The 24,001-nt window shown below is 43.2% G+C and carries 25 protein-coding genes and 2 tRNA genes; 12 read left to right on the plus strand and 15 right to left on the minus strand.

Annotated elements, in window-relative coordinates:
• Positions 1 to 26: 26 nt before the first annotated feature.
• From ACESPU_RS18270 to nusB, 8 genes are all read right to left on the minus strand, one after another.
• Positions 27 to 767 carry an N-acetylmannosamine-6-phosphate 2-epimerase gene (locus tag ACESPU_RS18270; protein ID WP_005854869.1) on the minus strand — a complete coding sequence of 247 codons (741 nt, stop codon included), beginning with the start codon at positions 765 to 767 and terminating at the stop codon, positions 27 to 29.
• 11 nt (positions 768 to 778) lie between these two features.
• Complete coding sequence (locus ACESPU_RS18275; RefSeq protein WP_005864930.1) at positions 779 to 1,744, minus strand: ROK family protein; 966 nt, start codon at positions 1,742 to 1,744, stop codon at positions 779 to 781.
• A 144-nt stretch (positions 1,745 to 1,888) separates the two neighbouring features.
• Positions 1,889 to 2,713: an alpha/beta hydrolase gene (locus ACESPU_RS18280; protein WP_008780201.1), complete on the minus strand. Its 825-nt coding sequence runs from the start codon at positions 2,711 to 2,713 to the stop codon at positions 1,889 to 1,891.
• Between the two features lie 121 nt (positions 2,714 to 2,834).
• The gene (locus tag ACESPU_RS18285) at positions 2,835 to 3,272 is read right to left on the minus strand and encodes a DUF5606 domain-containing protein (RefSeq protein WP_005864934.1); all 438 of its coding nucleotides are present in this window, start codon (positions 3,270 to 3,272) and stop codon (positions 2,835 to 2,837) included.
• Positions 3,273 to 3,483: 211 nt separating this feature from the next.
• Positions 3,484 to 4,065: a dephospho-CoA kinase gene (coaE, locus tag ACESPU_RS18290; RefSeq protein WP_373133584.1), complete on the minus strand. Its 582-nt coding sequence runs from the start codon at positions 4,063 to 4,065 to the stop codon at positions 3,484 to 3,486.
• Complete coding sequence (locus ACESPU_RS18295; RefSeq protein ID WP_005864938.1) at positions 4,058 to 5,071, minus strand: YbbR-like domain-containing protein; 1,014 nt, start codon at positions 5,069 to 5,071, stop codon at positions 4,058 to 4,060. The genes coaE and ACESPU_RS18295 overlap by 8 nt, the downstream gene beginning before the upstream one ends.
• A 14-nt stretch (positions 5,072 to 5,085) precedes the next feature.
• Positions 5,086 to 5,400: a preprotein translocase subunit YajC gene (yajC, locus tag ACESPU_RS18300; RefSeq protein WP_005854879.1), complete on the minus strand. Its 315-nt coding sequence runs from the start codon at positions 5,398 to 5,400 to the stop codon at positions 5,086 to 5,088.
• 62 nt (positions 5,401 to 5,462) lie between these two features.
• Positions 5,463 to 6,389 (minus strand): transcription antitermination factor NusB, encoded by a 927-nt coding sequence (gene nusB, locus ACESPU_RS18305; protein ID WP_005864942.1) that lies wholly within the window; start codon positions 6,387 to 6,389, stop codon positions 5,463 to 5,465.
• Positions 6,390 to 6,612: 223 nt separating this feature from the next.
• Here nusB and ACESPU_RS18310 point away from each other — a divergent pair, with 223 nt between their 5' ends.
• Positions 6,613 to 7,002, plus strand: coding sequence for a DUF3276 family protein (locus tag ACESPU_RS18310; protein WP_048927666.1), 390 nt, complete (start codon positions 6,613 to 6,615; stop codon positions 7,000 to 7,002).
• 107 nt (positions 7,003 to 7,109) lie between these two features.
• Here ACESPU_RS18310 and ACESPU_RS18315 read toward each other — a convergent pair whose 3' ends face one another.
• Positions 7,110 to 7,280, minus strand: a complete 171-nt coding sequence (locus ACESPU_RS18315; RefSeq protein ID WP_005854886.1) for a DUF362 domain-containing protein — start codon at positions 7,278 to 7,280, stop codon at positions 7,110 to 7,112.
• Positions 7,281 to 7,433: 153 nt separating this feature from the next.
• Here ACESPU_RS18315 and ACESPU_RS18320 point away from each other — a divergent pair, with 153 nt between their 5' ends.
• On the plus strand, positions 7,434 to 8,135 hold the full coding sequence (locus ACESPU_RS18320; RefSeq protein WP_008778155.1) for a porin family protein: 702 nt from the start codon (positions 7,434 to 7,436) through the stop codon (positions 8,133 to 8,135).
• On the opposite strand, the gene ACESPU_RS18325 is transcribed toward ACESPU_RS18320, so the two are convergent.
• From ACESPU_RS18325 to rsfS, 3 genes are all read right to left on the minus strand, one after another.
• Positions 8,122 to 8,955: a phosphatidate cytidylyltransferase gene (locus tag ACESPU_RS18325; RefSeq protein ID WP_005854890.1), complete on the minus strand. Its 834-nt coding sequence runs from the start codon at positions 8,953 to 8,955 to the stop codon at positions 8,122 to 8,124. The genes ACESPU_RS18320 and ACESPU_RS18325 overlap by 14 nt on opposite strands.
• A gap of 142 nt (positions 8,956 to 9,097) precedes the next feature.
• Positions 9,098 to 11,152 (minus strand): ATP-dependent zinc metalloprotease FtsH, encoded by a 2,055-nt coding sequence (ftsH, locus tag ACESPU_RS18330; RefSeq protein WP_009018234.1) that lies wholly within the window; start codon positions 11,150 to 11,152, stop codon positions 9,098 to 9,100.
• 30 nt (positions 11,153 to 11,182) lie between these two features.
• Positions 11,183 to 11,542, minus strand: a complete 360-nt coding sequence (gene rsfS, locus ACESPU_RS18335; RefSeq protein WP_005854895.1) for a ribosome silencing factor — start codon at positions 11,540 to 11,542, stop codon at positions 11,183 to 11,185.
• Between the two features lie 287 nt (positions 11,543 to 11,829).
• Here rsfS and ACESPU_RS18340 point away from each other — a divergent pair.
• Both ACESPU_RS18340 and ACESPU_RS18345 read left to right on the plus strand, forming a co-directional pair.
• Positions 11,830 to 11,900 (plus strand) — tRNA-Gln (locus ACESPU_RS18340).
• A gap of 33 nt (positions 11,901 to 11,933) precedes the next feature.
• A tRNA-Gln gene (locus tag ACESPU_RS18345) sits at positions 11,934 to 12,004 on the plus strand.
• Positions 12,005 to 12,067: 63 nt separating this feature from the next.
• On the opposite strand, the gene ACESPU_RS18350 is transcribed toward ACESPU_RS18345, so the two are convergent.
• From ACESPU_RS18350 to dnaG, 3 genes are read right to left on the minus strand one after another with little or no spacing between them, the layout of a single operon-like run.
• Positions 12,068 to 13,384 (minus strand): ABC transporter permease, encoded by a 1,317-nt coding sequence (locus ACESPU_RS18350; protein ID WP_009018235.1) that lies wholly within the window; start codon positions 13,382 to 13,384, stop codon positions 12,068 to 12,070.
• Positions 13,381 to 14,253 (minus strand): ABC transporter ATP-binding protein, encoded by an 873-nt coding sequence (locus tag ACESPU_RS18355; RefSeq protein ID WP_008780206.1) that lies wholly within the window; start codon positions 14,251 to 14,253, stop codon positions 13,381 to 13,383. The genes ACESPU_RS18350 and ACESPU_RS18355 overlap by 4 nt, the downstream gene beginning before the upstream one ends.
• Before the next feature lie 13 nt (positions 14,254 to 14,266).
• Complete coding sequence (gene dnaG / locus ACESPU_RS18360) at positions 14,267 to 16,384, minus strand: DNA primase (RefSeq protein WP_057326703.1); 2,118 nt, start codon at positions 16,382 to 16,384, stop codon at positions 14,267 to 14,269.
• Positions 16,385 to 16,609: 225 nt separating this feature from the next.
• On the opposite strand from dnaG, the gene ACESPU_RS18365 reads away from it, so the two are divergent.
• The 8 genes from ACESPU_RS18365 to ACESPU_RS18400 all read left to right on the plus strand — a co-directional run bounded on the left by ACESPU_RS18365 (position 16,610) and on the right by ACESPU_RS18400 (position 23,999).
• Positions 16,610 to 17,146, plus strand: a complete 537-nt coding sequence (locus tag ACESPU_RS18365) for a UpxY family transcription antiterminator (RefSeq protein ID WP_122114779.1) — start codon at positions 16,610 to 16,612, stop codon at positions 17,144 to 17,146.
• Between the two features lie 166 nt (positions 17,147 to 17,312).
• On the plus strand, positions 17,313 to 17,609 hold the full coding sequence (locus ACESPU_RS18370) for a nucleotidyltransferase family protein (protein ID WP_005864960.1): 297 nt from the start codon (positions 17,313 to 17,315) through the stop codon (positions 17,607 to 17,609).
• A 121-nt stretch (positions 17,610 to 17,730) separates the two neighbouring features.
• Positions 17,731 to 17,985, plus strand: coding sequence for a DUF86 domain-containing protein (locus ACESPU_RS18375; protein ID WP_227154518.1), 255 nt, complete (start codon positions 17,731 to 17,733; stop codon positions 17,983 to 17,985).
• Positions 17,986 to 18,159: 174 nt separating this feature from the next.
• Complete coding sequence (locus tag ACESPU_RS18380; RefSeq protein WP_005864966.1) at positions 18,160 to 18,489, plus strand: hypothetical protein; 330 nt, start codon at positions 18,160 to 18,162, stop codon at positions 18,487 to 18,489.
• A 481-nt stretch (positions 18,490 to 18,970) separates the two neighbouring features.
• On the plus strand, positions 18,971 to 20,905 hold the full coding sequence (locus ACESPU_RS18385; protein WP_217799582.1) for a nucleoside-diphosphate sugar epimerase/dehydratase: 1,935 nt from the start codon (positions 18,971 to 18,973) through the stop codon (positions 20,903 to 20,905).
• Between the two features lie 420 nt (positions 20,906 to 21,325).
• Complete coding sequence (locus tag ACESPU_RS18390) at positions 21,326 to 22,261, plus strand: DegT/DnrJ/EryC1/StrS family aminotransferase (RefSeq protein ID WP_373133586.1); 936 nt, start codon at positions 21,326 to 21,328, stop codon at positions 22,259 to 22,261.
• Between the two features lie 11 nt (positions 22,262 to 22,272).
• Positions 22,273 to 22,929, plus strand: coding sequence for a sugar transferase (locus tag ACESPU_RS18395; RefSeq protein WP_005864976.1), 657 nt, complete (start codon positions 22,273 to 22,275; stop codon positions 22,927 to 22,929).
• A 104-nt stretch (positions 22,930 to 23,033) separates the two neighbouring features.
• Positions 23,034 to 23,999, plus strand: coding sequence for a GNAT family N-acetyltransferase (locus ACESPU_RS18400; RefSeq protein WP_005864979.1), 966 nt, complete (start codon positions 23,034 to 23,036; stop codon positions 23,997 to 23,999).
• Positions 24,000 to 24,001 lie beyond the last annotated feature (2 nt).

Consider the following 24,001-nt stretch of genomic DNA (forward strand, 5'->3'; position numbering starts at 1 on the left):
CCCTATCTCTACAAGCAGATGATTTTTTAATGTTTGCTTCTTTCGGCTTCCCGCCAGTTATTTTGGTAACCGGTTAGTAAGTCCGTAAAACGTTTCGTGATCAAGTGCGGACGGGTGATCGCGCTACCTACTACTACGGAATGAGCTCCGAGGAAGATACATTTCATGGCATCTTCCGGCGAGTAGATATGCCCCTCCATAATGACATAGGCTTTGTCTTTAAAGTCACGGCACATACGGGCGAATTCTCGTAAATCCGGTTGCTCGATATGCTTGGTTGCTTCCGTATATCCATATAAGGTAGGGCCAACGATATCGGCTCCCATTTCTACGGCACGTACAGCTTCCTCATAATTGGATACGTCGGCGAAGATGATCGCTTCCGGTATCTCTTTCTTGACGATTGGTAGCAATTCGTATGCAGGGCGGCCTTCATGGGTTATTTGGCTCGTACAGTCCAAGGCGATAATCTCGGCTCCGGCTTCCCATACGGCTTTAGCGGCCTCTAAGGTTGGGGTGATAAACACATCCGTGTCATCGTGCCAGATTTTCCAAAGCCCGATTACTGGTAAATCCACCTCTTTTTTAATTGCCTTGATCTGCTCTGGGTCGTTGGCACGGATACCCACGGCTCCTCCCCATTGGGCGGCTTTTGCCATTTTTACGACAAAGTCTACTGAAAAAGTCGGATCATCGTGTTGTACTTGACAGGATACGATCAGTCCTCCCTTGAATGAATCTAAAAGTTCTTTCTTATTTGTTTTCATATTTTTTTTCGTTACATCGTTTTCTCTAAAAGCGCGGCGCCGATTATTCCGGCGTCATTTCCTAATTCCGCACGGATGACTTGGGGGATACCTATTTCCTCGGCGGCGAAGGTACAAGTATGTAGTTTCTCGTTTAAAGGTTTCAACAGCAGGTCACCTGCATGTGCGATACCACCCCCTAAGATGATTACTTGCGGACGGAAGATGGTTATGAACGTGGAGATTCCGGCGGCCAGTCTACTGATATAGTCATCGACGATCTGTTTAGCGAGGGAATCCCCTTGTTTAGCGGCCTCGAAAAGAATCTCTCCATTGACTTTATTTTCGTCTTCGCCGCAAAGTTTCCATATCAAGGTGTCCTTATTCTTTTGTAAGGTCTCTTTCATGATACGGATTAATGCGGTGGATGAGCAATAAGCTTCCAAACAACCTTTTTGCCCGCATGTGCAGCGTTCGCCATTGTATACCAATTTGGTATGTCCGAGTTCGGCTCCCATATTATCGGATCCGGAATAAATCTTCTTACCCATGATAATTCCGCCTCCGACTCCCGTTCCTAGCGTTAGCATGATGGCGTCGGTATATTGGCTGGCCGATCCGGCCAAGACCTCTCCATAGGTCGCGCAATTGGCGTCGTTGGCTATATAAGTAGGCAATGAGATATGCTTCTTTAAATAGTCGTAGATGGGGACATTCTTCCATCCGAAACAATTGGCATGTACCAAAAGGTTCGTCTTTGGATTTACGTAACTGGGCATGCCGATGCCCCAAGAAGAGATGTCTTCCATTTGCAAGCCTGCTTTGAGAACCGCTTTTTTGCTGACTTCCGCCATGTCGGTGGTGATCTCCTCGATTGTGCGTCCGGCTTGTGTCGGTATACTCTCCTTTGCGATAATCTGGTGATTCTCATCTACTACGCCAGCGACCATATTGGTACCGCCAACGTCCAGACCGAGATAATACTTGGTGCTTTCCATCTTTGCTCTTTATTTTATGAGGTCAATAGAGTGAATTATTTGTTGGCAAAGATAGAGGAGTTACCCGCCCTAGACAATGTGAGGTTTAGCCTAAAATAATGGACTATTTTTGCATAAGTGTTCTCGCAAGCTTACGAGAGTACTTTAGAGAAGAGGTGTTATCGAGAGGAGACTTCTGTAATAACCTTCAAATATAGTGTGACTGTGTTTCTTTATGTTTAAAGAATCATATCGTAGGTCGATTCTATTATTTTTCTCGATGATGGAGCAAGCCTCTTTTATCATGGGCTTGAAGTCTTCTTCTGTTTTATCTTTGTCTCCGTTGGCTAGGTAGATATATAATTTTTTTTCTCCTTGATAGGTTTCCGTGAACACTCGTAACCTATCAATCATCATATTTTCGCTGTATTTATAGTTCGGTGATATGGCTATAATATAAGGAAATAAGTCTGGGTGTTCCATCATCGCATAAGTGACGAATGTCCCTCCCAACGAATGTCCGACTAAAATCCTGTTATTTCCCGCATGGTATTTTTCTTGGATGAAAGGGATTATTTCATTCGTTAATGACGAGAGCATTTCTTTTCCATGTCCCGGGTTGTCATATCTTTTTACCGATAAGGAATCTGTGAAAGGCGGGGTCAGCTCACTTTGCCTGTTTGAATTAAATATTCCAACAATAATACAGGGTATGTTGGGATGTGTCAACTCGAATGTTGAACAAAATAAATTGAATGTGGGGGGATATTGTGCGTCTAAGACATAAATAGCGAGTAAAGAGTCTCTTTTAAGGCTACCATCTACTCCGCTTAAATAGACTTGCATTTCACGGGTCTCTTCAAAATAGTCTGAGTTGTAGATATATCGACTCCCTAATGCCTGCATCAAGTAGAAATCGGCTTGCGCATGTATCCGGCATATTCCTGAGAATAATACGATAAGAAAGAGAAGAACTGTTTTTGTTTTCATAAATAGTGATATCTAGAATTATGCAAATATAGCGAAAAATAAAGTCTTTAAGTATGTTTAAAAAAAGGACCGGACGATGGGTATCGAACGGTCCTTTCTTTAATCTTTATGTCGTATGCTGTTATTCAGCTTCTTTTTCAGCAGCTTCCTTTTCTGCCGGAGCATCTTCCGGGGTGAAGTCAGTGATACCTGCGTTGATCAAGATGTTATACCAAGAGAGTAGTTTCTTGATGTCGCTTGGATAAACACGCTCACGATCATAGCTAGGCAATACCTCGGCAAAGTACGCACGCAATTGGTCTGTCGTGGCTTTGGAAGGTACCAAAGAGGCGGTTTTTCCCTCTTCCTTGTTCTTTACGCTAGTCAATACCTCATGTAAAGGCACTTCTGTTTCATCCGTATAGATTGCGATATCGCCTAATGAGATTACTTTATCTTTTGCGTATGCGGGTACTCTCTTGTTATCAGTCAGCGATTCAACGATCAACATGTTTTTTCCATGGGAAACCAGTTTATACAGACCGGGTTTTCCCGAAATAGACAAAATAGTCTTCAACATAATGTTTTTTATTTTCTATTAGTGTTAAACTTCGAAGTGACAAAGGTAATAAGAAAAAGTGGAATTCTTCCGTCATGAGGACAGTTAACTTCGTTGGAGAAGTATCTTAGGTGCATCAACGAAGTATCTTAGGTTCGTTGACGAAGTATCTTAAGTTCATTGGATGATGAAGGTAAGATGCTGTAAAAGCCACTCGTCCCGCTATCGGTGATTATTGGGATTGAAGCCAACATAACAGTTTGCCTACTTGCGGTATAAGGGCCTGTCTATTGTCATTATAGATAACATAATCGGAGCGATCTTTCTTTTCCTCGTCCGATATTTGGCTGTTGATTCTGCGTTCGATTTCTTCTCTCGAGGCTGAGTCCCTTCCCAAGGCTCTTTCGATGCGGAGTTCTCTTGGGGCATAGACCATCAAGCTTATGTCTACCACTTTGTAGAAACCGGATTCGAATAATATGGCGGATTCGATGGCGCATAAAGGGGAAGTCTGTCTCTCCACCCAAGCCGAGAAATGACGGTTTACCTCAGGATGAATGATCTGGTTGACCTGTTGTAATTGTTCCGGATTATTAAAGATGTGGGAGGCTAGAAGTTTCTTGTTCAATCCCTCATTCGTATAAATCTCCGGACCGAAAAGGGCTGTTAATTTCTCACGGATAACCGGGGAGTTATTTGTCAGCCATTTACTTTCCTCGTCCGCTATGTATACGGGTACACTGGATAACGTTAATAAAGAGGCTACGACGGATTTGCCGCTCCCGATCCCTCCTGTAATACCTATTTTAATCATGCTTATTGTTGTGTTCCAAAATAAATTCTACCTTATCTGGCAATAAGGTTGCCGTATGTACCCAGTCTGGTTTCTTGGTGAGTTTGACGGGTAGGGTACCAGATACGTTTTGCTCCAGATCCTCAAAAGGTATATGAATCGAGAACATATCTTCCGAAAGTCCTTTGAATCGGGACAAGGGCACACTGCAAGTCACTTTTACGACCGCCGGAAACATACGTACCGTATAATGTGGCGGTATATGACTGCAAGAGACAGGTATTTCCAATGTCTTCTCCGTGTACTCCTCTATCGGAATCGTGATAGATACGTTTTCCGGATCGAAGTTAACGCCGTCTACTTTGATTAGTTGTACGGTTCTCGTAATGTTTTTATTCGCTTTTTTAACTTCAGTGAAAGCCGTCTTGACCGAGGTCAACGTATCTAAGATCGCTGCGGTGGCATAAGCGTTGATCTTTTGGGGATTGATTTGGATATCCCCGGATAATTGAAAGCCGGCTTCCATATGAATATCACCATTAAAAACGACCTGTATTTCCTTATGGACCCGCTGACTGAAATCCATATCTATTTGTTGCGGATCAAAACTTTGTAATGCCGTAGTGGCTATCAATTGTTTTTGAATATCGTTCTCGATCTGCCTTTTACTTACTTGAACCGAACCATTTTTCTCCTTCGTATTCTTCATGTTCACTTCGATCGGAGCAAACGATCTTCCAAAAGTATAGTTGAGTAAAACGCTACCCTTGTCTTTTACCTTTGCGGTAATCGTTTCCACCTCAGGGGCATTAAACGCTATATCGGCAGGTACGTTCTTATACTTAACCGGAAAAACAAGTTCTATCTCATATTCCTGCTGCAAGCTTTGGAGTAGCCAGAAACCGAAAGCCAAAAGGGCGAAAAAGAAAAAGACCAAGACCTCTTTCCATCTGTCTCCGTGGAAAAAAGCCTTAGTCTTTGCTTGGATAGACTTGAAGGAATTTTGTATGTTCTCAAGTCGTGACATATTCTGTAGTTAGATTATTTCTGCTGCTGAGCGTCTTCCGCTGAAGCGAAAATAGAAGTTTTATCTACACGGATACGTACTCCATCCGCTACCTCGATTAGCATATAAGTATCACCGATCTCTTTGATCTTTCCATAGATACCTCCGGCGGTAATCACTTTATCGCCTGTTTTCAACGCCTCACGTGATTTCTGGATTTCTTTTTGTTTCTTTTGTTGCGGACGGATCATGAAGAAATAGAAGATAGCTACGATAACTACCATCATCAAAATACCGGACCACTGACTTCCTCCAGCTGGAGTTTGAAGTAAAATACTGAGTAAGTTCATACTATAATAATCGTTTTACAAGTTAATATCAATAATGATATGCACAAATGTAATGATAATAATTAATCTTTGAGCAATAACTTCTCTTTTTTTAATTCGTTGACTATTGAATCCAGAATTCCGTTAATGAATGTTCCGCTTTTAGGTGTACTATAATACTTTGCGGCATCGATATATTCATTTAAGGTAACGTTGATGGGAATGGTCGGGAACGATAAAATCTCGGCTAAGGCGACTTGCATGATGATCAAGTCCATATTGGCGATACGTTCGGTTTCCCAATTCTTCATATGTTTGTCGATGCGTTCACGATATTCCTTACCTTTCAACAAACTTTGACGAAATAACTTGATTGCGAAAGCCTTGTCTTCCAAATCCTTGAACATTGGCAATAAGGCTTGTTTACTACCTTTCTTCTCCTCGAATTTCTTGATAGTCTTCAAGGCGAAAGTCTCTACGATCTCAATATCGTCGTTCCAGTAGATGCTTTTGTCTTCCAGATATTCCTCTATCATCTCGTTCCCACAGATTACTTTCTTGAAGATCTGGCGCCAGAACTCACGATCCGTCTCGTACGAGTCTTCTTCGTTTTTCAAGTATTCGGCGTAAATTTCAGAGCTTAAGATCGTATCCAATACGTTTTTAACAAACTCCTCGTCGTTACTCCATGAGAGACCTTGCTCGTCCACATACTTTTTCAACGTATCGTTTTCCGCTAATTGAGCGACAAAACGATTGTCTACGAAGCGTGTATTCGGGTTTAACTCCTCATCGGTAGGCATGTATTTGCACTTCCGGGTGTCAAGGATCCTTCTTTGCAGGTTGGTAACTTCGATAATTAGGAGTAAGAAATAATAATATAAGTCATATGACTTCTGAAGGCTGAAAAGCAATTCGTTTTCCGCAACTTTGAGGTCACCGTTTCCGTTTTGATAGTAAGAGTATACTATCTGTAAAACTTTAATGCGGATTAAAATTCTGTTGATCATCGTTTGAAGGAACTTCTTATTATAAATTAGGCTGCAAAGGTAGTCGTTTTTTCCATAAAAGAATCCGGATTTACTTAATTTTATATGTGTTAGATGATATTTTACAAATTTAGCCTCAATGGGCGTATTTTCGATCGTTAAAATAGTTGCTAATTAAAAAAAAATGCACATATTTGAAGCAAGTTATATAAAGTGGGTGGTTTTTTAACGAATGTTAGCTGTCATGGAAGAATCAAGGAATAAAAAACATGTTGAAGGTGGCGACAGGGAGATTCTATACTCTAAAGCCATTAAAGCGGGAAAACGGATTTATTATCTGGATGTGAAGAGGAATTTGAAAGATGACCTATTCGTTGCCGTTACGGAAAGTAAGAAAATTCAATCAAAGGATGGTTTGCAAATCTCATTTGAGAAGCATAAGATTTTCCTTTATAAGGAGGACTTTGAGAAGTTTATGGAGGGAATGCAAGATGTAATCAGTTATATCAAGAACTCAAATCTGAAGAAATCCGCGGAAGACGTGGTGGAACCTGAAGAGGAGGAAACGATTCATGGCGATTCCTCGGAGGAGGATATGGCTTCCGGTGCTATAAAGTTGGATATTGAGTTTTAATGTAACACGAAGAGAAAAAGATAACGGGCTGTTTTACTCATGGAGAGAAACAGCCCGTTATGTGTTAGGAGCTTTCCGCAAAGGAAAATCCTATTCTTTGCTGCGAATTATTCAGCCGGGTGGATAGCCTCTGTAGGACATGCGTCAGCGCAAGTTCCACAATCTGTACACATTTCAGGGTTGATGCTGTATTTATCACCTTCTGAAATTGCTCCTACCGGACACTCATCAATACAAGTTCCGCATGCAATACAATCATCGCTAATTACGTAAGCCATTTTTTTAAACGTTTAAATTGATAACTATTAGTAGGTGCAAAAATATAGCTTTCTTTCTATTTAAAAAATATCTACTGGCTTATTTTCTTCAAAAATCTTCTTTTTTGCAATATCTTTGTCGGGTTTTCGTTATTAAACAAAATAGGTTGAGATTTGAGACGATTATTACTTATATTATATGTGGTAAGCTTGGCTACCATGGGAGCCATGGCTCAAAAGGAAAGGGTGAGGAATCAGCCGTACGCTGATTTGAAATGGCTTCATCTGGGGTTTCATGTGGGTATTCACTCGCAGGATTTGTTATTGACCCATACCGGTGTCATGACCAATGGAGAGACTTGGTTCGCGGAGATTCCTTCTTACTCACCCGGCTTTAGTGTCGGGGTGATCGGAGATATGTATATGAATCCTTATTTCAATTTACGCTTCACGCCTTCTATCCATTTCGGGGATAAGAAATTTAAGTTTCGGGAACAGGCTACGGGAGAGGAATTCATCACGAACGTTCGTTCCAGTTATCTGAATTTCCCCTTAGACGTTAAATATACGGCTTTACGCTTGAATAATTACCGTCCTTATTTGATCGGCGGTATCTATGGCTCCGTGGATATAGGCCGTAAGAAAGGTAATCCGATTCTATTGAAAAGCACGGACTTCGGATTTGAGTTTGGCTTGGGATGTGATATCTATCTACCCTACTTTAAGTTATGCCCGGAGCTGAAATTCTGTTTCGGATTGGTTAACCTATTGGAGAAAGATCGTCCGGACTTGGTAGATCAAGCAAATATCAAATATACGGATGCCTTATCGAAAGCTACATCCCGTATGGTGATCCTGACATTTAATTTCGAATAAATAACTCGATATAGATATAAGCGGCCGGTATAGCCATCATTACGCTATCGAAGCGATCCAGCATGCCTCCGTGTCCGGGTAATACATGCCCGGAATCTTTCACGCCTAACGTACGTTTCATCAAAGATTCGATCAAGTCGCCCCAAGTTCCGAATACTACGATCGTGCCGGCTAATCCAAGCCATGTGTACCAGTTTGTGGCCGGCATGAACCAAGCGAATATTTGGGAGGTTATTAATACGAATGCCAACCCTCCGTAAAAACCTTCCCAGGACTTCTTGGGAGAGATACGTTCGAACAATCTTCTTTTTCCAAGCATAGATCCCACTAGATAAGCTCCCGTATCATTTACCCATACGAAAACGAAAATAGCCAAGGCAAAATAGGGGATATGTACGATCTCGCCCGGCGTATTAGGTACCGATGTAATAAAGTTTAGCAGAGAGAAAGAGCCTGCGCAATAGATTTGACCGAATAAGGTCAATGCCCAGTTATTGATTGGATTACTGGCTTTATCGTAAAGCTCGGTGATCATGGTATACATTAAGAATAAAAGATAGGGGAGAAATATATTGCCTCCAACCAAGCCATTGGCGTAACCGAATGTGGCGGCGAAGAGGTAGGCTCCCCCCAAGGAACTGACAAATCGTTTGATGGCGGCATTCTCATAATGTTTGACCAATCCGTAGAACTCCCATAGAGAAAGTCCGGTAATGAGTCCAAATACCGTAAGAAAATAATAGGAGTGGAAATAGATCGCACCAACCAATACCGCGACGAAAATGATGCCAGTCAATGCACGTGTAATCAGATTTTTCAAAACAATAGTGTTTTTGCTTGTTTGTAATTTTGGCTGCAAATATAACTAATAAATTGATAATACAGCAATAAGGAAGGCTGGATAGTAACTTTTGATCAAAGATACGCCCCAGCCTTACTTGTTATGAATGTCTTGACTTTGGTCAAGCTATTTTCCCTGTCTTGTTTTCTTCGGTAGGAGTATCGGTTACGTTTTCCATTGTTGCGTCCGCTTTCGCCTCCTTATCCGCATTCTCCTTGTTCTTTCCGTTAGCCTTTTCCTGCAACTCCAGAATCTCTTGGGAACGGGAGATCCAGGCGCGTTTCCCGAAGATATGCTCTACATCTTCCGAGTAGATTACCTCACGATCCAATAATACCTGCGCAAGTTTACTATGTCCTTCCTTATTCTCGGATAATATCCGTTTTGCCCTGTCGTATTGCTCATTGATGATCTTCTGTACTTCCGTATCGATCAATTTCGCGGTCTCCTCACTATAAGGCTTGGTGAATCCCCAATCCTGTCCGGTGGAGTCGTAATAGTTCAAGTTTGGAAGTTTATCGCTCATACCGAAGTAAACGACCATCGCATATGCTTGTTTCGTGACACGTTCCAAATCGTTGGATGCGCCTGTGGATATTTTTCCCAAGACTAATTCCTCTGCGGCACGTCCTCCTAAAGTAGCGCACATCTCATCCTGCAATTGCTCGCGGGTGGTGATCTGTCTCTCTTCCGGCAAATACCATGCCGCACCTAATGCCTTACCACGGGGAACGATTGTCACCTTAACCAGCGGATTGGCATGTTCCAACAACCAACTTAACGTAGCGTGACCGGCCTCATGGTTCGCGATACATTTCCGTTCTTCCTCCGTCGTGATCTTCGAACGTTTTTCAAGACCACCGACAATGCGGTCTACCGCATTCATGAAGTCTTCTTTCTGTACGAATTTCTTTCCGTTACGGGCGGCGATCAAAGCGGCCTCATTACAAACATTAGCGATATCAGCACCCGAGAAGCCCGGAGTCTGCCTTGCTAGGAACTCAGCGTCTACGCTTTCATCTATCTTGATCGGACGCAAATGCACCCCGAATATCTCTTTACGTTCATTCAAATCCGGTAATTCAACATGGATTTGTCGGTCAAAACGTCCGGCACGCAACAACGCTTTATCCAAAATGTCCGCACGGTTTGTAGCGGCTAAGATAATAACACCACTGTTAGAGCCGAAACCATCCATTTCGGTCAACAGCTGGTTCAACGTGTTCTCACGCTCATCGTTGCTATTCATATTCGCGTTCTTCCCACGGGCACGGCCTACCGCATCGATCTCATCGATAAAGACGATACAAGGAGATTTTTCCTTCGCTTGGCGGAATAAGTCACGCACACGGGAGGCGCCTACACCGACAAACATCTCCACGAAATCAGAACCAGACAAGGAGAAAAACGGCACATTAGCTTCTCCGGCAACAGCCTTCGCCAATAATGTCTTACCGGTTCCCGGAGGGCCTACCAATAATGCACCTTTGGGTATCTTACCTCCTAATTCGGTATATTTTTCCGGATTCTTTAAGAAAGAGACGATTTCCTCTACCTCTTGTTTCGCTTCCGCCAATCCGGCGACATCCTTGAATGTCACCTTGCGGTCATTATCTTTATCAAAAAGCTGAGCTTTTGCCTTACCAACGCTGAACACGCCACCCGGACCTGCGCCGGTACCACCGGACATACGTCTCATCAAGAACATCCATACACCGATCAATAAGATAATCGGGCCGAATGAAACCAAGAAATTCCAGATAGCGTCATCGCCTTCCTCGAACCGGACTTGTGTATCGATATGACTATCGGCTACCGCTTTGTCATAGAAATCGGAAAACTTGTCGGCCGACGGGATCTTTACGTATACTTTCGGAGAAACCCCGATTTTAGAAACGTCCATATTCCCAAAGACCTGTTCAGTCTTTCCATTTTTCACTGTAGCCTCCACCAAGTTCTTCTTGTTGTAGACTGTCATTTTATCGAATACGTTTTCCTGCGCTAGTTTCTGGAACTCTGTCCAGCCTAGCTCTTTCGTTCCCGAAGAATCATTTGTCATGTATAGGGCAACAAGCATGATGAAGATCAACCCGTACATCCAATACAAATTAAAGCGGAACATCTTAGGTTTCCCGCTCTTCGGTGTTTTATTAAACATGTCGTTTTTATTTTCCATAAGAGATTATCATCAAATATTTAGACCGGCTTAATCAATGTTAGGTACTTGTATAACCTTCGAGTCTGCCCAAAGGTTCTCCAAGTTATAAAATGCACGTTGTTCCGGCAAGAATATATGTACAAGAACCGTGCCATAATCCATGCCGATCCATTGAGCGCCCTGTGTACCGTCAATAGACAAAGGCTTCTCATTTGCATTCTTGCGTGCGAAATCCCATACGGAATCGGATAAAGCAGAAACTTGGGTAGGAGTGTTTCCCTCACAAATAACCATATATTGACAAATGGCACCAGAAGTCTGGCTTAAATCTACTGTTACAATATTTTTGCCTCTTTTTTCTTGAAGGCCTTCAACAATCGTTTTTACTAATTCTTTTGTTTGATCCATTTATTTCTATTGATATAATTTTCCAAGTCGCAAATATACTTCTTAATTCGTTACATACGTCTTTTTCTTTCATTAATATATGTGTAATACCTTGTTTGAGACTATCTCCTCGATCGTTATAAGCTTTTAAAAAAACACGTACGTCTTTTTGAGAAAACATGTACGTGTTTTATCCGAAAGACGTACGTGTTTTTTCTGGACATTTTTTTCGAAGGTTTATTTGCAAATTTTGAAAAAGTATATACCTTTGCATCCGCTAACAAGAGAGTTGGTGATTTGTTAAATATTGTTCTATGGTGTAATGGTAGCACAACAGATTCTGGTCCTGTTTGTCCTGGTTCGAATCCAGGTAGAACAACGTTTAAAGTTTACTTGACAATTTTGTAGAGATTGTTCTATGGTGTAATGGTAGCACAACAGATTCTGGTCCTGTTTGTCCTGGTTCGAATCCAGGTAGAACAACATAAAAAAAAGCCTCGTTATTCTATAAGAGTAGCGAGGCTTTTTGTTGTAGATATCATGTTTTTATTTGTAACGAAGCCATTTGGACATCTCCTTTATACTGGGTTTCTTACCATACATGAGAATGCCTACACGGTATATTTTGGCGGAAAACCAAGTGAAACCGATGGATGATATATACAAAAATCCAATAGAAAGTAGTATTTCCCACAAAGGCACCTCAAATGGCACCCGGACCATCATCACGATCGGAGAGGTGAAGGGGATCATGGAGCACCAGAAAGCTAATGGTCCGTCAGGGTTTTCCATGCTATAGATTCCCGCATAGAGGGCAAAAACCAAAAGAAGCGTGACTGGTAGCATGAATTGTTGCGTGTCTTCTTGGCCGTCTACAGCTGATCCGATAGCGGCGAATAAAGAAGAATATAATAAGTAGCCGCCTATGAAATAAGCGATAAACAAGATGCCTATCTCGGTGAAGTTAATCGTATGAAGCATCTCTATCCATTCATTTCCATGCTGCTGGGCTGCGATAGCCGTCATGTTAGGGGTTGTGTTAAGTGCCATGCTTGATTGCAAGATCTCGCTTTCCATACCTCCTCCCAAAAAGAAAGTTCCCCCGGTGATGAGAATAAAGGTCATAACCGCCCAAAGGAATACTTGCGTAAGCCCGACAAAACCGATTCCTATAATTTTACCCATCATTAAGTCGAAAGGTTTGACGGACGAGATCATAATCTCGATGATCCGGTTCGTCTTTTCTTCCATAACCCCTTGCATGACCATTCCTCCATAGATTAGGATGAACATATAGATAAGCATGGTGAAAATTACTCCGGTTATGGATGCCACTACGGACGAGGATTGCTTTTCGCTTCCGTCATCCCCCCATTTGATCGTTTGTATGTTGAAATCTACTTTACTTTCTTTTATGATCTCTTGTAGATTGGGGATATTGAATGTTGCCAGTTTGTCACTCTCTATCTGCTTCTTTAATGTCATATTGACGAGTCGGCTCAAATCCGCTGGGATTTGTTTCTTGGAATAGAGGGTTGCGTTTTTCGGATTTTTCTGCAAGTCGTCGGAGATGTTGAGAAATGCGAATATCTCCTTTTCCGACATTTGCCTGTACTTATCCATATCTTTGTCGCCGTTGATAAAACGATAGCTTTCCGTATCCTCGAACAACGGGGCGTATTTGCCGGTGGCGTCGAGTATGGCGACTGTATGAACCTCATCTCCCTTGATGGAAGAGAGCCATAGGGGGACGAACGCAAGTGCAGCGAATAGAAACGGTGTGAGGAACGTGAGCAGGATAAATGACTTTTTACTTACTCTCCGGAGATATTCCCGTTTGATGATTAATCCAATTTTGCTCATACCTTTGATGTGTTTGTACCGGAAACGGTGTTGATAAAAATGTCATTCATAGAAGGGATCTCCTCCGTGAAGGAAAGAATCTCATATTGGGACGCCAGCCGGGTAAGCCAATCGGAGTTACTGATATTTTCTTCCTTGCGTATCCTTAACTCCTCAATACCTCCAGTCTCCTTGCGTACATTTAATATATAGGTATTACTCTTAAACCGTTCCCGTACCTCCTTGACATTGCCGGACAGGACGACCTCAGAGCGATTGATTAAAGCAATCTCGTCACAAATCTCCTCAACGGAGGACATGTTGTGAGTTGAGAATATAATGGTATGTCCGGCCGCCTTCAATTCCAATATCTCTTGTTTAAGGCGATCGGCGTTGACCGGATCGAATCCGCTAAATGGCTCGTCAAAGATCAATAGCTCGGGTTCGTGTATCACGGTAATGATGAACTGTACTTTCTGCTGCATACCTTTCGACAGCTCTTCCAGTTTGCGATTCCACCAAGGCATGATGTCAAATTTCTCGAACCAACGGGTCAAACGACTGCGTGCCTCTGGGTAGGAGAGACCTTTCAATTGTGCCAGATAGATCGCCTGCTCCCCGACTTTCATCTTTTTATACAACCCTCTCTCTTCCGGCAAGTAACCGATCTGGTAGATGTCTTCCGGGCTGGATTCATGGCCGTTGAAGCGAACGATTCCGCTATCCGGCGCTGTAATCCGGTTGATGATCCGGATCAAGGTCGTCTTGCCCGCCCCGTTAGGCCCCAGTAATCCAAAGATTGTTCCTTGAGGAACTTGGATACTTACCTTGTTCAGCGCCAGATGCCCGGCGTACTGTTTTACCACGTTTTCTGTCTCAAGGAAATTCATAGATGTTTTTTTATTACATTTTTAATACGATGCGCTCACCCAGCTCTTTGCAGAGCACGTTCTTGATCTCGTTGAGGTGGGCGTTCTGTTTCATTAAATCAAAGATCTGCTCCATGTCTCCCTTGTTTTGAGCCTCTTTGATTTTCGCTTGGATATCCTTTATCTTATGGAGGATATAGGCATCTTTCATGGAATAGATTTCCCGGGGTACCAAGTAATCCAATTTATCTTCTTCTTGCTCTAGTTCCCTGAACTTCGTATGATATTTACTAAGCTGGTACTTATCGCTGATAAGGTTGGCGGCAAGCCGGCTGATGTTCGGGTCCGGATGGGCAAGGAAATAACGACTGGCCATAAAGCCCTCGTTTTGACAATGTTCAGCAGCTTCGTCCAGCATTTGCTTGAAGGCTGGCGTATAAAACGTAAGGTCATCACGTTCCAGATCGAAACGGATATAATCGGCGACCCTCATGATGACATGTTCGTTGGTCTCCTCATCTACGTAGTCATAGAGGACACGTTCGCCATATCGTACGATATAGCGCAGAAGAGCCAACTCATAAGCCTCAAAAGGAGAACGTTTCGGTTGGACCTGTATGTTGGGAGCCGTCGGAACCTCGTAGGGAGGAGTAGGAGGCGGACCCGCTTCCTCTTCCGGAATATAGTCCTCGGGCGGTGGAGGCGGAATATTTTCCGGAGGAAGGGTATTCGCCTCTTCCGGTGTATACGGTTGGTAGCCGGGGAAATCCGGATACTCCGGAATCGTATTGACGGGAGATTGAACGGGCGGTGTATTCCTTACGGATTTAGCCGCTTGGTTCTCTTCCTTGTTGAGACGGATCTTATTGACCTCGTTGAGTAAGACTTGCTCGTCTATCTCCATGGTCGTACTACATTCCCGGATATACACGGAGCGAGCGATATTATCAGGTATGATCGCTACCGTACGGATAATATCCGAGATCAGGGCGGAACGTTTAATCGGATCGCCATCCGCTTCCGCCAATAGTAACTTTGTCTTGAAACGGATGAAATCCGTCTCGTTCTGGCTGATAAACTCGGCGAACTCGCTTGCGCTATGGCTGCGGGCAAACGAGTCCGGATCTTCTCCCGCCGGAAGAAGTACGACCTTAACGTTCATCCCTTCTTCCAATAACATATCGATACCCCGGAGAGCCGCTTTGATTCCGGCGGCGTCTCCATCGTATAATACCGTGATATTATTCGTGAAACGATGTATGAGCCGGATTTGCCCTTGTGTGAGTGCCGTACCCGAGGAGGCAACCACGTTTTCTACGCCCACTTGGTGCATACCGATCACGTCCATATATCCTTCCACCAAGAAACAGCGATCCTGTTTCATGATTGCTTGCTTGGCGAAATAGATGCCGTAAAGCTCGTTGCTTTTATGATAAATCTCGCTTTCGGGAGAGTTTACGTACTTCGCTGTCTTCTCGTCCTTTTTCAATACACGTCCGCCGAATGCCACGACCTTTCCGCTTAACGTATGGACGGGAAAGATGACACGTCCCCGAAAACGATCGTTCACGTTTCCGTTATCATAAGCGATAACTAAACCGGTTTTCTCCAAGAATTCTTTTTTATAGCCTGCTTGGGTAGCGGCCTTGTATAAGGCATCCCGCTGGTCCAAGCTATACCCGAGCTGGAATTTACGGATGATATCTTCCCTCAATCCTCGCTCGGCGAAGTAGCGCATACCTACGCTTTTCCCTTCAACATGCTCATGTAATAAAGTAGAGAAGTATTGCCCCGCCCAACTATTGACGATAAGCATACTTTCCCGGTCGCTACGGATTTGTTTCTCTTTCTCGGTAAGTTCCCGTTCCTGTATCTCTATATTGTATTTTTTCGCCAGAAAGCGTAAAGCGTCGAAATAGCTGAGTTGCTCATGCTTCATGATGAAGTGAACGGCGGTTCCACCTTCTCCGCAAGCGAAACACTTACAGATATTCTTTGAGGGGGATACGTAAAAAGACGGTGATTTGTCCGAATGAAACGGGCATAATCCTACATAGTTGATTCCTCGTTTCCGAAGAGTCACGAATTCAGAGACAACATCCACGATGTTCGCCGCGTCCAATATCCGGTCTATGGTAGGTTGATCGATCATTTTAAATTACTCCTTTTTTAGCGAACACAAATGTAGTGAAAAATAACTAAACACAAACAAGGCTTGATGTTTGCTTGTGTTTGGTTATTTTTTGCTATATTTGCGGCGTGAAACGAATGCTACTCGCCAAGTACGCCTTCCAACTTATAAGACTATATTTTGTAACTGATTGGATATTAATAGAATATACATCCTTTCAGGACTAGAAGAATTATCCATCATCCTGTGGAACATCCTTTGACAGACAATTGGTTCATATTGCGAGACCTGACCCGTCCCAATGCTAAACGCCCGGCCTATAGGTTGCTAGAGGAAAAGGGTATTGAGATTTTCACTCCTATGCGTTGGCGGTTGGTCGAGAGGAAGGGTAAGCGGATTCGTGAGGAGGTTCCTCTTCTGCACGATTTACTTTTTGCCCATACTACCCGTACCTGTATGGATCCAATCGTAGAAGAGATCAGTACCCTCCAATATCGTTATTTGCGTGGTGGCTACCGTAAGCCGATGACGGTAGGCCATGCAGAGATGAACCGTTTTATCCATGCTGTCCATTCCGATGATTCCCCACGTTATTTCTTGGTTGAAGAATTAACCCCTGCGATGTACGGTCGCATGATCCGCATCGAGGGTGGCCCATTGGATGGCTACGAGGGTCGTTTACTTTCTATACGGGGTTCCCGTGTGAAACGTTTGATCGTGGAGATCCCCGGTCTGTTGGTCGCCGCTGTAGAGGTCGATCCTGAATATATTCGATTACTCTAACATAGATCCCCTATATTCTACGGGAACGCATTGGGTGGCGTTTGAGCGGTCTGTTTATCAGCTGTTGCGTTTGTCACCCCAAAATCATAGGGCAATTTCAATTAGTTGACTTGGAGGATTCAATTATTCTTTATATTTTTGTCTTTAGAACAAAAAGAATGAGCCTATGAAGTCTACAGAGGAATACTTAAGTATATTAAGGAGCGAAAAAGAATCGTTGTTTCGTAAATATCAGATAAGTAATCTTGGTTTGTTTGGCTCGGTGGCTCGTCATGAACAAAGGGAAGATAGTGATATTGATATATATTACGAGAGTTCTCATATGAGTTTGTTTACATTATGTCGCCTAAAGTCAGAACTTGAGAAACTTCTAGGTTGTTCTGTTGATTTATTCTGTAAAAGAGAGTCATTTGCAGGAACTCGTATGGAAAAATCCATAAATAAAGATTTGATTTATGTATAAATGGAAAGATTCGGGACGAATTTTGGATTTGATAGACATGATGATTGATTCAATTCATGTTATATAAGTCCGTACATCTCATATTAAGGATGGCAATGATTTCTTATTGACTCCTGATGATATGTTCGTTTTGGATGGTGTTTGTATGAAATTGATTTTTATTGGTGAAAGTGTAAAAACTATAGATAAACTTTCAGAAGGAGAACTTTTCTTTTTATATCCTGTAATTCCTTGGAAGGAGATTATGAAGTTGCGGGATGTGATAGCTCATCATTATCTTAAAATAGATGTTGATATTGTTTATTCAACAATGAAGGAGGACTTACCCCTTTTGCAGGCAACCTTATTATCGATGAAGCAAGCTATTCTATCATAAACCATTCATCAATAATCCGTTCTCCACATGGGTCAGCAGGATACGCTCATTGAGTACTTCTACCCCGCTGGCAATTATGGGAAAGGTCTCTTGTATCATTGTTGTCTAGGTTTAAAAGAGAGAGACACAAGAAGATACACCCAAAGCCATCAAAGCGGCGATTAATGAGGAAAGATGTTTGGAGATTTTTTGAATAGGGGTAAACACGGACAGCTTGACTTTGAGAATATAGATGACTTGGAGGACGGAACTCCGATCGTTGCTAGATATAATAATAGGGAATTTCAGTTTGGTATTTACGGGGAAGGTTATGTTATCTATCAAGATTGCTGGCAGACGAAAGCCGGAGTTCTTGTGTTCAGTTTGGAACAAAGTTCCATTGAAGGGTTTTTCGAGGATTCAACAGTCTATGAATATACGCCCGATTTTGAATTTGATAAAAAGAAAGCGTATTATAATGCAAGACGCAATTTCTCGGAGCCGGGAAATAGTGTATGGGGATGATTTCACGCTCATGTGTATGCTCGACAGCATCGAAACTCATCACTTTCGTCACTTGGTTCTTGCATATGCTTGTTCCTTTGCGGTCTCATGCCTGAAATGATCCGAAAATAACCCCCGAGGAGATGGTCAAAGAGCGTTTCTCCGTACCCGTATCAACGATGCGTGAAGCAGTCGTCTCAGACACCGCTCAACTGGCCGTTTTTGAGAAGATATACTGCATGTGCCCGAGGATATATACTGCGTTAGGCAATTAATATATACTTCACAGGGCAATTAATATATACTTCGTTTTCCATATCTACGGTTGCAATGTGCAGATCCTGCCCAATGCAACCCATGCGATCCAAATCATCCACCAGGGTGATGGTACGATCTTGCGGACGGAAAGCTGTATTACGCCCGCCGCTTCGGGACGCCACGAGTCACAGGCACCGCCGTTGGGAAAAGTTAGGGCATTGAATATAAAACAAACAGAATGCAAATGATGGATTTTCATAAGGGCAGATGGCGATTGGCCTTAGGCCGTCTGGTGAATTTGCGGTATATCAACCGTTGGATCATTTTTAGTGCGGACCTTTTCGTCTCGCTCTCCGTATCGTTGCTGGGCGTACTAGGAATGTTCTCCATTCTGCATATACGTATTGGAGAGTCTGATGTGCTGAAAGTGGGCCTCTCCTCATTTGTGGCCAGTATCGTTTCGTTCTTGCTGTTCAAAGCATATCATGGGGTTATTCGCCATTCCACGCTGCGTGGCTTGTGGCGGATCGGTGGTGCTGCGATCGGCAAGTCGCTCTTGATGTTCCTGCTGCTTTGGCTGTTGAAAGCCCGTTTCAGCCCTTCTATCTATTGGTTGGGTGGAATCATGGACAGTACGTTGACGATCGTGATGTTGGTCACGTTGCGTGTCTTCGTGATCAATGTCTATAACAGCGTCCTTCTGCAACTCGGCAAGAAACGCAAGCGGGTACTGGTCTTTGGCACGGAGGAGGAGAGCGTGATGATCGCCACATCGGCGAACCGTCAGGTATTCATGCAGAATTATAGCATCATGGGCTTCCTTTCCTTTGGCAATTCCAAGAAAAGCATCCGGATCGCGGAGTTACCGGTCTACCAGATCGAGAACGTGGAGGATCTGTATCGCTTGATCCCTCGCAACAGCTTGGATGGCGTTCTCTTCCCGAATATAAAGGTTGCCCATCAGGAGCGTGACCGTTTGATCCGTTATTGCGAGCAGGCCTCCTTGAAGACATTGGTAGTCCCGGAGATGGAGGAGCTACGTGGAGGTGAGGCGAAGCGTTCGGTCCGTGAGATCCGTATCGAGGATTTGTTGGGTCGTGAGGAGATCCATATTAATCTGGATGAGATCGGCAATCTGTTGGAAGGGAAGACCGTGCTTGTCACGGGAGCCGCCGGTAGTATTGGTAGCGAGATCTGTCGCCAGCTGGCTCATTTCCCGATTAAGAAGTTGGTTTGCTTCGACTCCGCTGAGACCCCGATGCATAATCTCCGTCTGGAATTGGAAGAGAAATACAAGGAACTGAACTTTGTCCCGGTGATCGGCGATGTCCGCAGTCCGGACCGTGTGGATTATGTGTTCCGCAACTGGCACCCCCAAGTGGTGTTCCATGCGGCGGCCTATAAGCATGTCCCCTTAATGGAAGAGAACCCCTGCGAGGCGATCCGAACAAACGTGTTCGGTACTCGTGTGATGGCGGATGCCGCTGTAAGCTATGGTGTGGAGAAATTTGTGATGATCAGTACGGATAAGGCGGTGAACCCCACGAACATCATGGGATGTAGCAAGCGCTTGGCCGAAATCTATGTACAGAGCTTGAGCCTTGCGATCGAGCGAGGAGAGGTGAAAGGCGATACGCGTTTCATTACGACCCGCTTTGGCAATGTTCTAGGTAGCAATGGGTCGGTTATCCCCCGTTTCCGTGAACAAATCGCTCAAGGAGGTCCCGTGACGGTCACCCATCCCGATATCATCCGTTACTTCATGACCATCCCGGAGGCTTGTCGTCTGGTATTAGAGGCCGGAACGATGGGTAAGGGCGGTGAGATCTTTATCTTCGACATGGGTGAGCCGGTGAAGATAGCGGATTTGGCGAAGCGCATGATTGAACTGTCCGGATTGCAGGTAGACAAGGATATCGAGATTAAGTACACTGGTCTTCGCCCCGGCGAGAAATTGTATGAAGAGCTACTGAACAACAAGGAGAACACGAAAGAGACCCCTCACGAGAAGATTCGGGTGGCGGCGGTTCGTGAGTATATCTATAAGGATGTAGTAGAACATATTAATGTATTGACCGAAGTATCCCTTCGTGTCCAGATCCTCCCGATGGTGAAGGAAATGAAAGCCTTCGTCCCCGAGTTCAAGAGCCAGAACTCCCGGTTTGAGGAGCTGGATTGAGAAAGGTACCTTTTGTATGAAAAATCTTTAATAGGTGTTGTGACTATGTTAATATGGTACCCGATAGGATTCATTTGGTGACGAGCCAATGTTAAAATCAAATTAAATATTTAACAAAACTCGGTTAGGGCACTGGAAAGGTGCCCTTTAAAAGGGGTGTGCCCTAATTTGAGTGTTTACCGCCATCCGCAGTGTTCCTTGGCTCGAGTCACAATCATAAAGGTAATTTGTTGAAGCGGAATGGCTTCTTAAAATGTGAAATGACGCACGGAAATAATGACTATGCAGACTCTTTTTAAGAGCATACCGTGCATAAAAAGAAGGAAAATCATTTAAGATAAAAACTGATTGTGTGTCCTGCTGGAAATAAGCGGGATAGAAGTACTTGCGCATTTACAAGAAAAAACAATTTTAAAGGATATGAATAAGAGAGAGGATCAAGATGGAATAGTACCATTTGCATCTAAGATATGGCTGAGTTCTCCTACCATGCATGGAGATGAAATCAAATATATAATAGAAGCATACGAGAGTAATTGGATGTCTACCGTGGGCAAGAATATCAATGAGGTAGAACATCTGGCTTGCGAGAAGATCGGTTGCCGATATGCGGTTGCCTTGTCCGCAGGGACAGCCGCTTTGCACATGACAGTTCGATTAGCCGGGGTAAAGCCCGTTGATAAGATCTTTTGTTCGGATATGACTTTTGACGCTACGGTAAACCCTGTTGTCTACGAGGGAGGGGTACCCGTGTTTATCGACACGGAATATGATACTTGGAATATGGATACGGTTGCGTTAGAGAAAGCCTTCGAGATGTATCCGGAAGTGAAGGTCGTTGTAGTCGCTCACCTATACGGAACATCGGGTAAAATCGATGAGATCCGAGCTATTTGTCGGGAGCATCACGCGATTATCATAGAGGATGCAGCGGAATCGTTGGGAGCCTCTTATAAAGGGGTACAAATCGGGACTTTCGGTAGTTATAATGCCATTTCATTTAATGGCAATAAAATTATCACGGGCTCTTCCGGGGGAATGTTATTGACGGATGATTTGGAGGCAGCGAACAAAGTACGTAAATGGTCTACCCAATCTCGTGAGAACGCTCCTTGGTATCAACATGAGGAACTGGGATATAATTATCGGATGAATGGGGTCGTGACCCGGGAGGGCGATGGAAGAGGTAAGATGAATGCCTACTACATAGCCGGTGGCGTGAAAGGTAAGGACGGCAAGCCACTGGATGTAGGAATGGACATCTTCCAGAGAGGACTGTGCCTACCGAGCGATAATAAGATGACGGTGGAAGAGCAGGACACGGTGATTGAGATTGTTAGGGCTTGTTTTGAGTGAGAGGTGTGGAGATGTACGTAAAGTTTTTTAAGAGATTCTTTGACTTCATTTTTTCACTGATTGCTGTGGTTGTTCTATCCCCGGTGCTGCTGGCTCTAATTATTGTTGGTGCGGTTGCAATGAGAGGCAACCCGTTCTTCGTTCAACCTCGTCCTGGTAAAAAAGGCAAGGACGGGCAGGAGAAGATCTTCAAGCTCGTCAAATTCCGAACGATGGATAACCGAAAAGATAAGGATGGAAATCTTCTGCCGGATGATGTGAGACTTAATAAGTATGGAAAGATTATGAGAATCACCAGCTTAGATGAATTACCAGAACTATTCAATATACTGAAAGGCGATATGAGTATTGTTGGACCAAGACCATTACTGGTGTCGTACCTACCTTGGTACACAGAAGAAGAACATCACCGTCATGATGTGCGTCCGGGTTTAACAGGTTTGGCACAGGTGAACGGAAGAAACGCAATTAAATTGTGGGAAAGTGTATTTGCATACGATTTGAAATATGTCAGTAACATTACTTGGATTGGAGACCTAAAGATTATCCTTTCGACCATAAGTAAGGTTTTCAAACGGTCTGATGTAGTGGTTCCAACAGGCGAGGGTGGCTCTGGACGGTTGGATGTAGAGAGAAGAAATAGGCAGAATAATGTAACTACTAGATGAGATACATAATAAATGCACAGAACATCTAATTTCAGCAAATAGCGTTTACTGTTGAATATTCAATTTTTCGAAGAATTTGTTCCGATAAATGGGAGGTTATTGATATGAAAAGTGTATATCGTGAAGCACGCTGGGCAAAGCTTCAGGAGAAAAAAGAAGCCGGAGAACTTGTTTCCTATGATTTTATAGGAAAACAAGGAGAGGTCAGTTACCGTTTTATAAAAAAACAAGCAGGCTTTATAGATGATGTTCAATATTATGATATTTCCTCATATAGAGGTACAGGTGGACCTTGTATTGAATGGTGCAATGACGGACAGGAATTGGAATTAATGAAGTCATTTACCCAAGATTTTCAGCAATATTGTAAAAACAATAATATTATCGCTGAATTTGCGAAATTGGATCCATGGGCTGCAAATGCTTCTGTGATTTCAGAGGTTTTAGGTGCGGAGTTTTATGGATATTTTTACTGCAATGATTTGACTGAAAATTTTTATGAGAAAGCGTATAACAGGAGAAGCAAACGCGCTATAAAGAAAGCAATTGACGCAAATGTATCTGTAAAGTTTGATTTTGACGGGGTAACAATCCCTAAGTTTTTGGAACTGTACCAAAATACGGTAGATAAGTTTCAGGTCTCTGCTTACTATAAATTCACAGCAGAAGAGTTAGAGGAATATTTTGAAGTTTTCAAAGGCGTGTGTTTCTTCTCCAATGCGGTTAAGGATGGTGAAATTATTACATCTGTTTTATCTGTTATGAGCGAAGACATAGTGCACTACCTTTATCTTGGATCAAATCCGGAATTTGCTCATTGCCAAGCCAATAGTTTATTAACATATCAGACTTCCTTGTTAGGAAAACAATATGGAAGAAAACTCATTGACATGGGAGGAGGGAAAAAAGGCGGAAATATTGAACAGTTTAAATTGAATTTTGTGGCGGAAAATGGAGTTATACCATATTACGCAATTAAAAAGATTCATAATCAGACGATTTATGACACGATGGTTCAAAAAGCAGGTGCGATTATAAATCCGGTTTTTTTCCCATTATACAGAGGATGATT

The sequence above is a fragment of the Parabacteroides sp. 20_3 genome (genome assembly GCF_964238835.1).
In the GTDB taxonomy this organism is placed as follows: domain Bacteria; phylum Bacteroidota; class Bacteroidia; order Bacteroidales; family Tannerellaceae; genus Parabacteroides; species Parabacteroides distasonis.

Bases quoted from the DNA above. Each gene is read 5' to 3' on its own strand.
- coaE (WP_373133584.1), bottom strand. From the start codon at position 4,065: ATGATTAAAATAGGTATTACAGGAGGGATCGGGAGCGGCAAATCCGTC.
- ACESPU_RS18370 (WP_005864960.1), top strand. From the start codon at position 17,313: ATGAAGTCTACAGAGGAATACTTAAGTATATTAAGGAGCGAAAAAGAA.
- nusB (WP_005864942.1), bottom strand. From the start codon at position 6,389: ATGATCAACAGAATTTTAATCCGCATTAAAGTTTTACAGATAGTATAC.
- ACESPU_RS18315 (WP_005854886.1), bottom strand. From the start codon at position 7,280: ATGGCTTACGTAATTAGCGATGATTGTATTGCATGCGGAACTTGTATT.
- dnaG (WP_057326703.1), bottom strand. From the start codon at position 16,384: ATGATCGATCAACCTACCATAGACCGGATATTGGACGCGGCGAACATC.
- ftsH (WP_009018234.1), bottom strand. From the start codon at position 11,152: ATGGAAAATAAAAACGACATGTTTAATAAAACACCGAAGAGCGGGAAA.
- ACESPU_RS18285 (WP_005864934.1), bottom strand. From the start codon at position 3,272: ATGTTGAAGACTATTTTGTCTATTTCGGGAAAACCCGGTCTGTATAAA.
- ACESPU_RS18310 (WP_048927666.1), top strand. From the start codon at position 6,613: ATGGAAGAATCAAGGAATAAAAAACATGTTGAAGGTGGCGACAGGGAG.
- ACESPU_RS18375 (WP_227154518.1), top strand. From the start codon at position 17,731: ATGTTCGTTTTGGATGGTGTTTGTATGAAATTGATTTTTATTGGTGAA.
- ACESPU_RS18385 (WP_217799582.1), top strand. From the start codon at position 18,971: ATGATGGATTTTCATAAGGGCAGATGGCGATTGGCCTTAGGCCGTCTG.
- ACESPU_RS18275 (WP_005864930.1), bottom strand. From the start codon at position 1,744: ATGGAAAGCACCAAGTATTATCTCGGTCTGGACGTTGGCGGTACCAAT.
- ACESPU_RS18390 (WP_373133586.1), top strand. From the start codon at position 21,326: ATGAATAAGAGAGAGGATCAAGATGGAATAGTACCATTTGCATCTAAG.
- ACESPU_RS18280 (WP_008780201.1), bottom strand. From the start codon at position 2,713: ATGAAAACAAAAACAGTTCTTCTCTTTCTTATCGTATTATTCTCAGGA.
- rsfS (WP_005854895.1), bottom strand. From the start codon at position 11,542: ATGGATCAAACAAAAGAATTAGTAAAAACGATTGTTGAAGGCCTTCAA.
- ACESPU_RS18380 (WP_005864966.1), top strand. From the start codon at position 18,160: ATGTTTGGAGATTTTTTGAATAGGGGTAAACACGGACAGCTTGACTTT.
- ACESPU_RS18355 (WP_008780206.1), bottom strand. From the start codon at position 14,253: ATGAATTTCCTTGAGACAGAAAACGTGGTAAAACAGTACGCCGGGCAT.
- ACESPU_RS18400 (WP_005864979.1), top strand. From the start codon at position 23,034: ATGAAAAGTGTATATCGTGAAGCACGCTGGGCAAAGCTTCAGGAGAAA.
- ACESPU_RS18395 (WP_005864976.1), top strand. From the start codon at position 22,273: ATGTACGTAAAGTTTTTTAAGAGATTCTTTGACTTCATTTTTTCACTG.
- ACESPU_RS18270 (WP_005854869.1), bottom strand. From the start codon at position 767: ATGAAAACAAATAAGAAAGAACTTTTAGATTCATTCAAGGGAGGACTG.
- yajC (WP_005854879.1), bottom strand. From the start codon at position 5,400: ATGAACTTACTCAGTATTTTACTTCAAACTCCAGCTGGAGGAAGTCAG.
- ACESPU_RS18350 (WP_009018235.1), bottom strand. From the start codon at position 13,384: ATGAGCAAAATTGGATTAATCATCAAACGGGAATATCTCCGGAGAGTA.
- ACESPU_RS18295 (WP_005864938.1), bottom strand. From the start codon at position 5,071: ATGTCACGACTTGAGAACATACAAAATTCCTTCAAGTCTATCCAAGCA.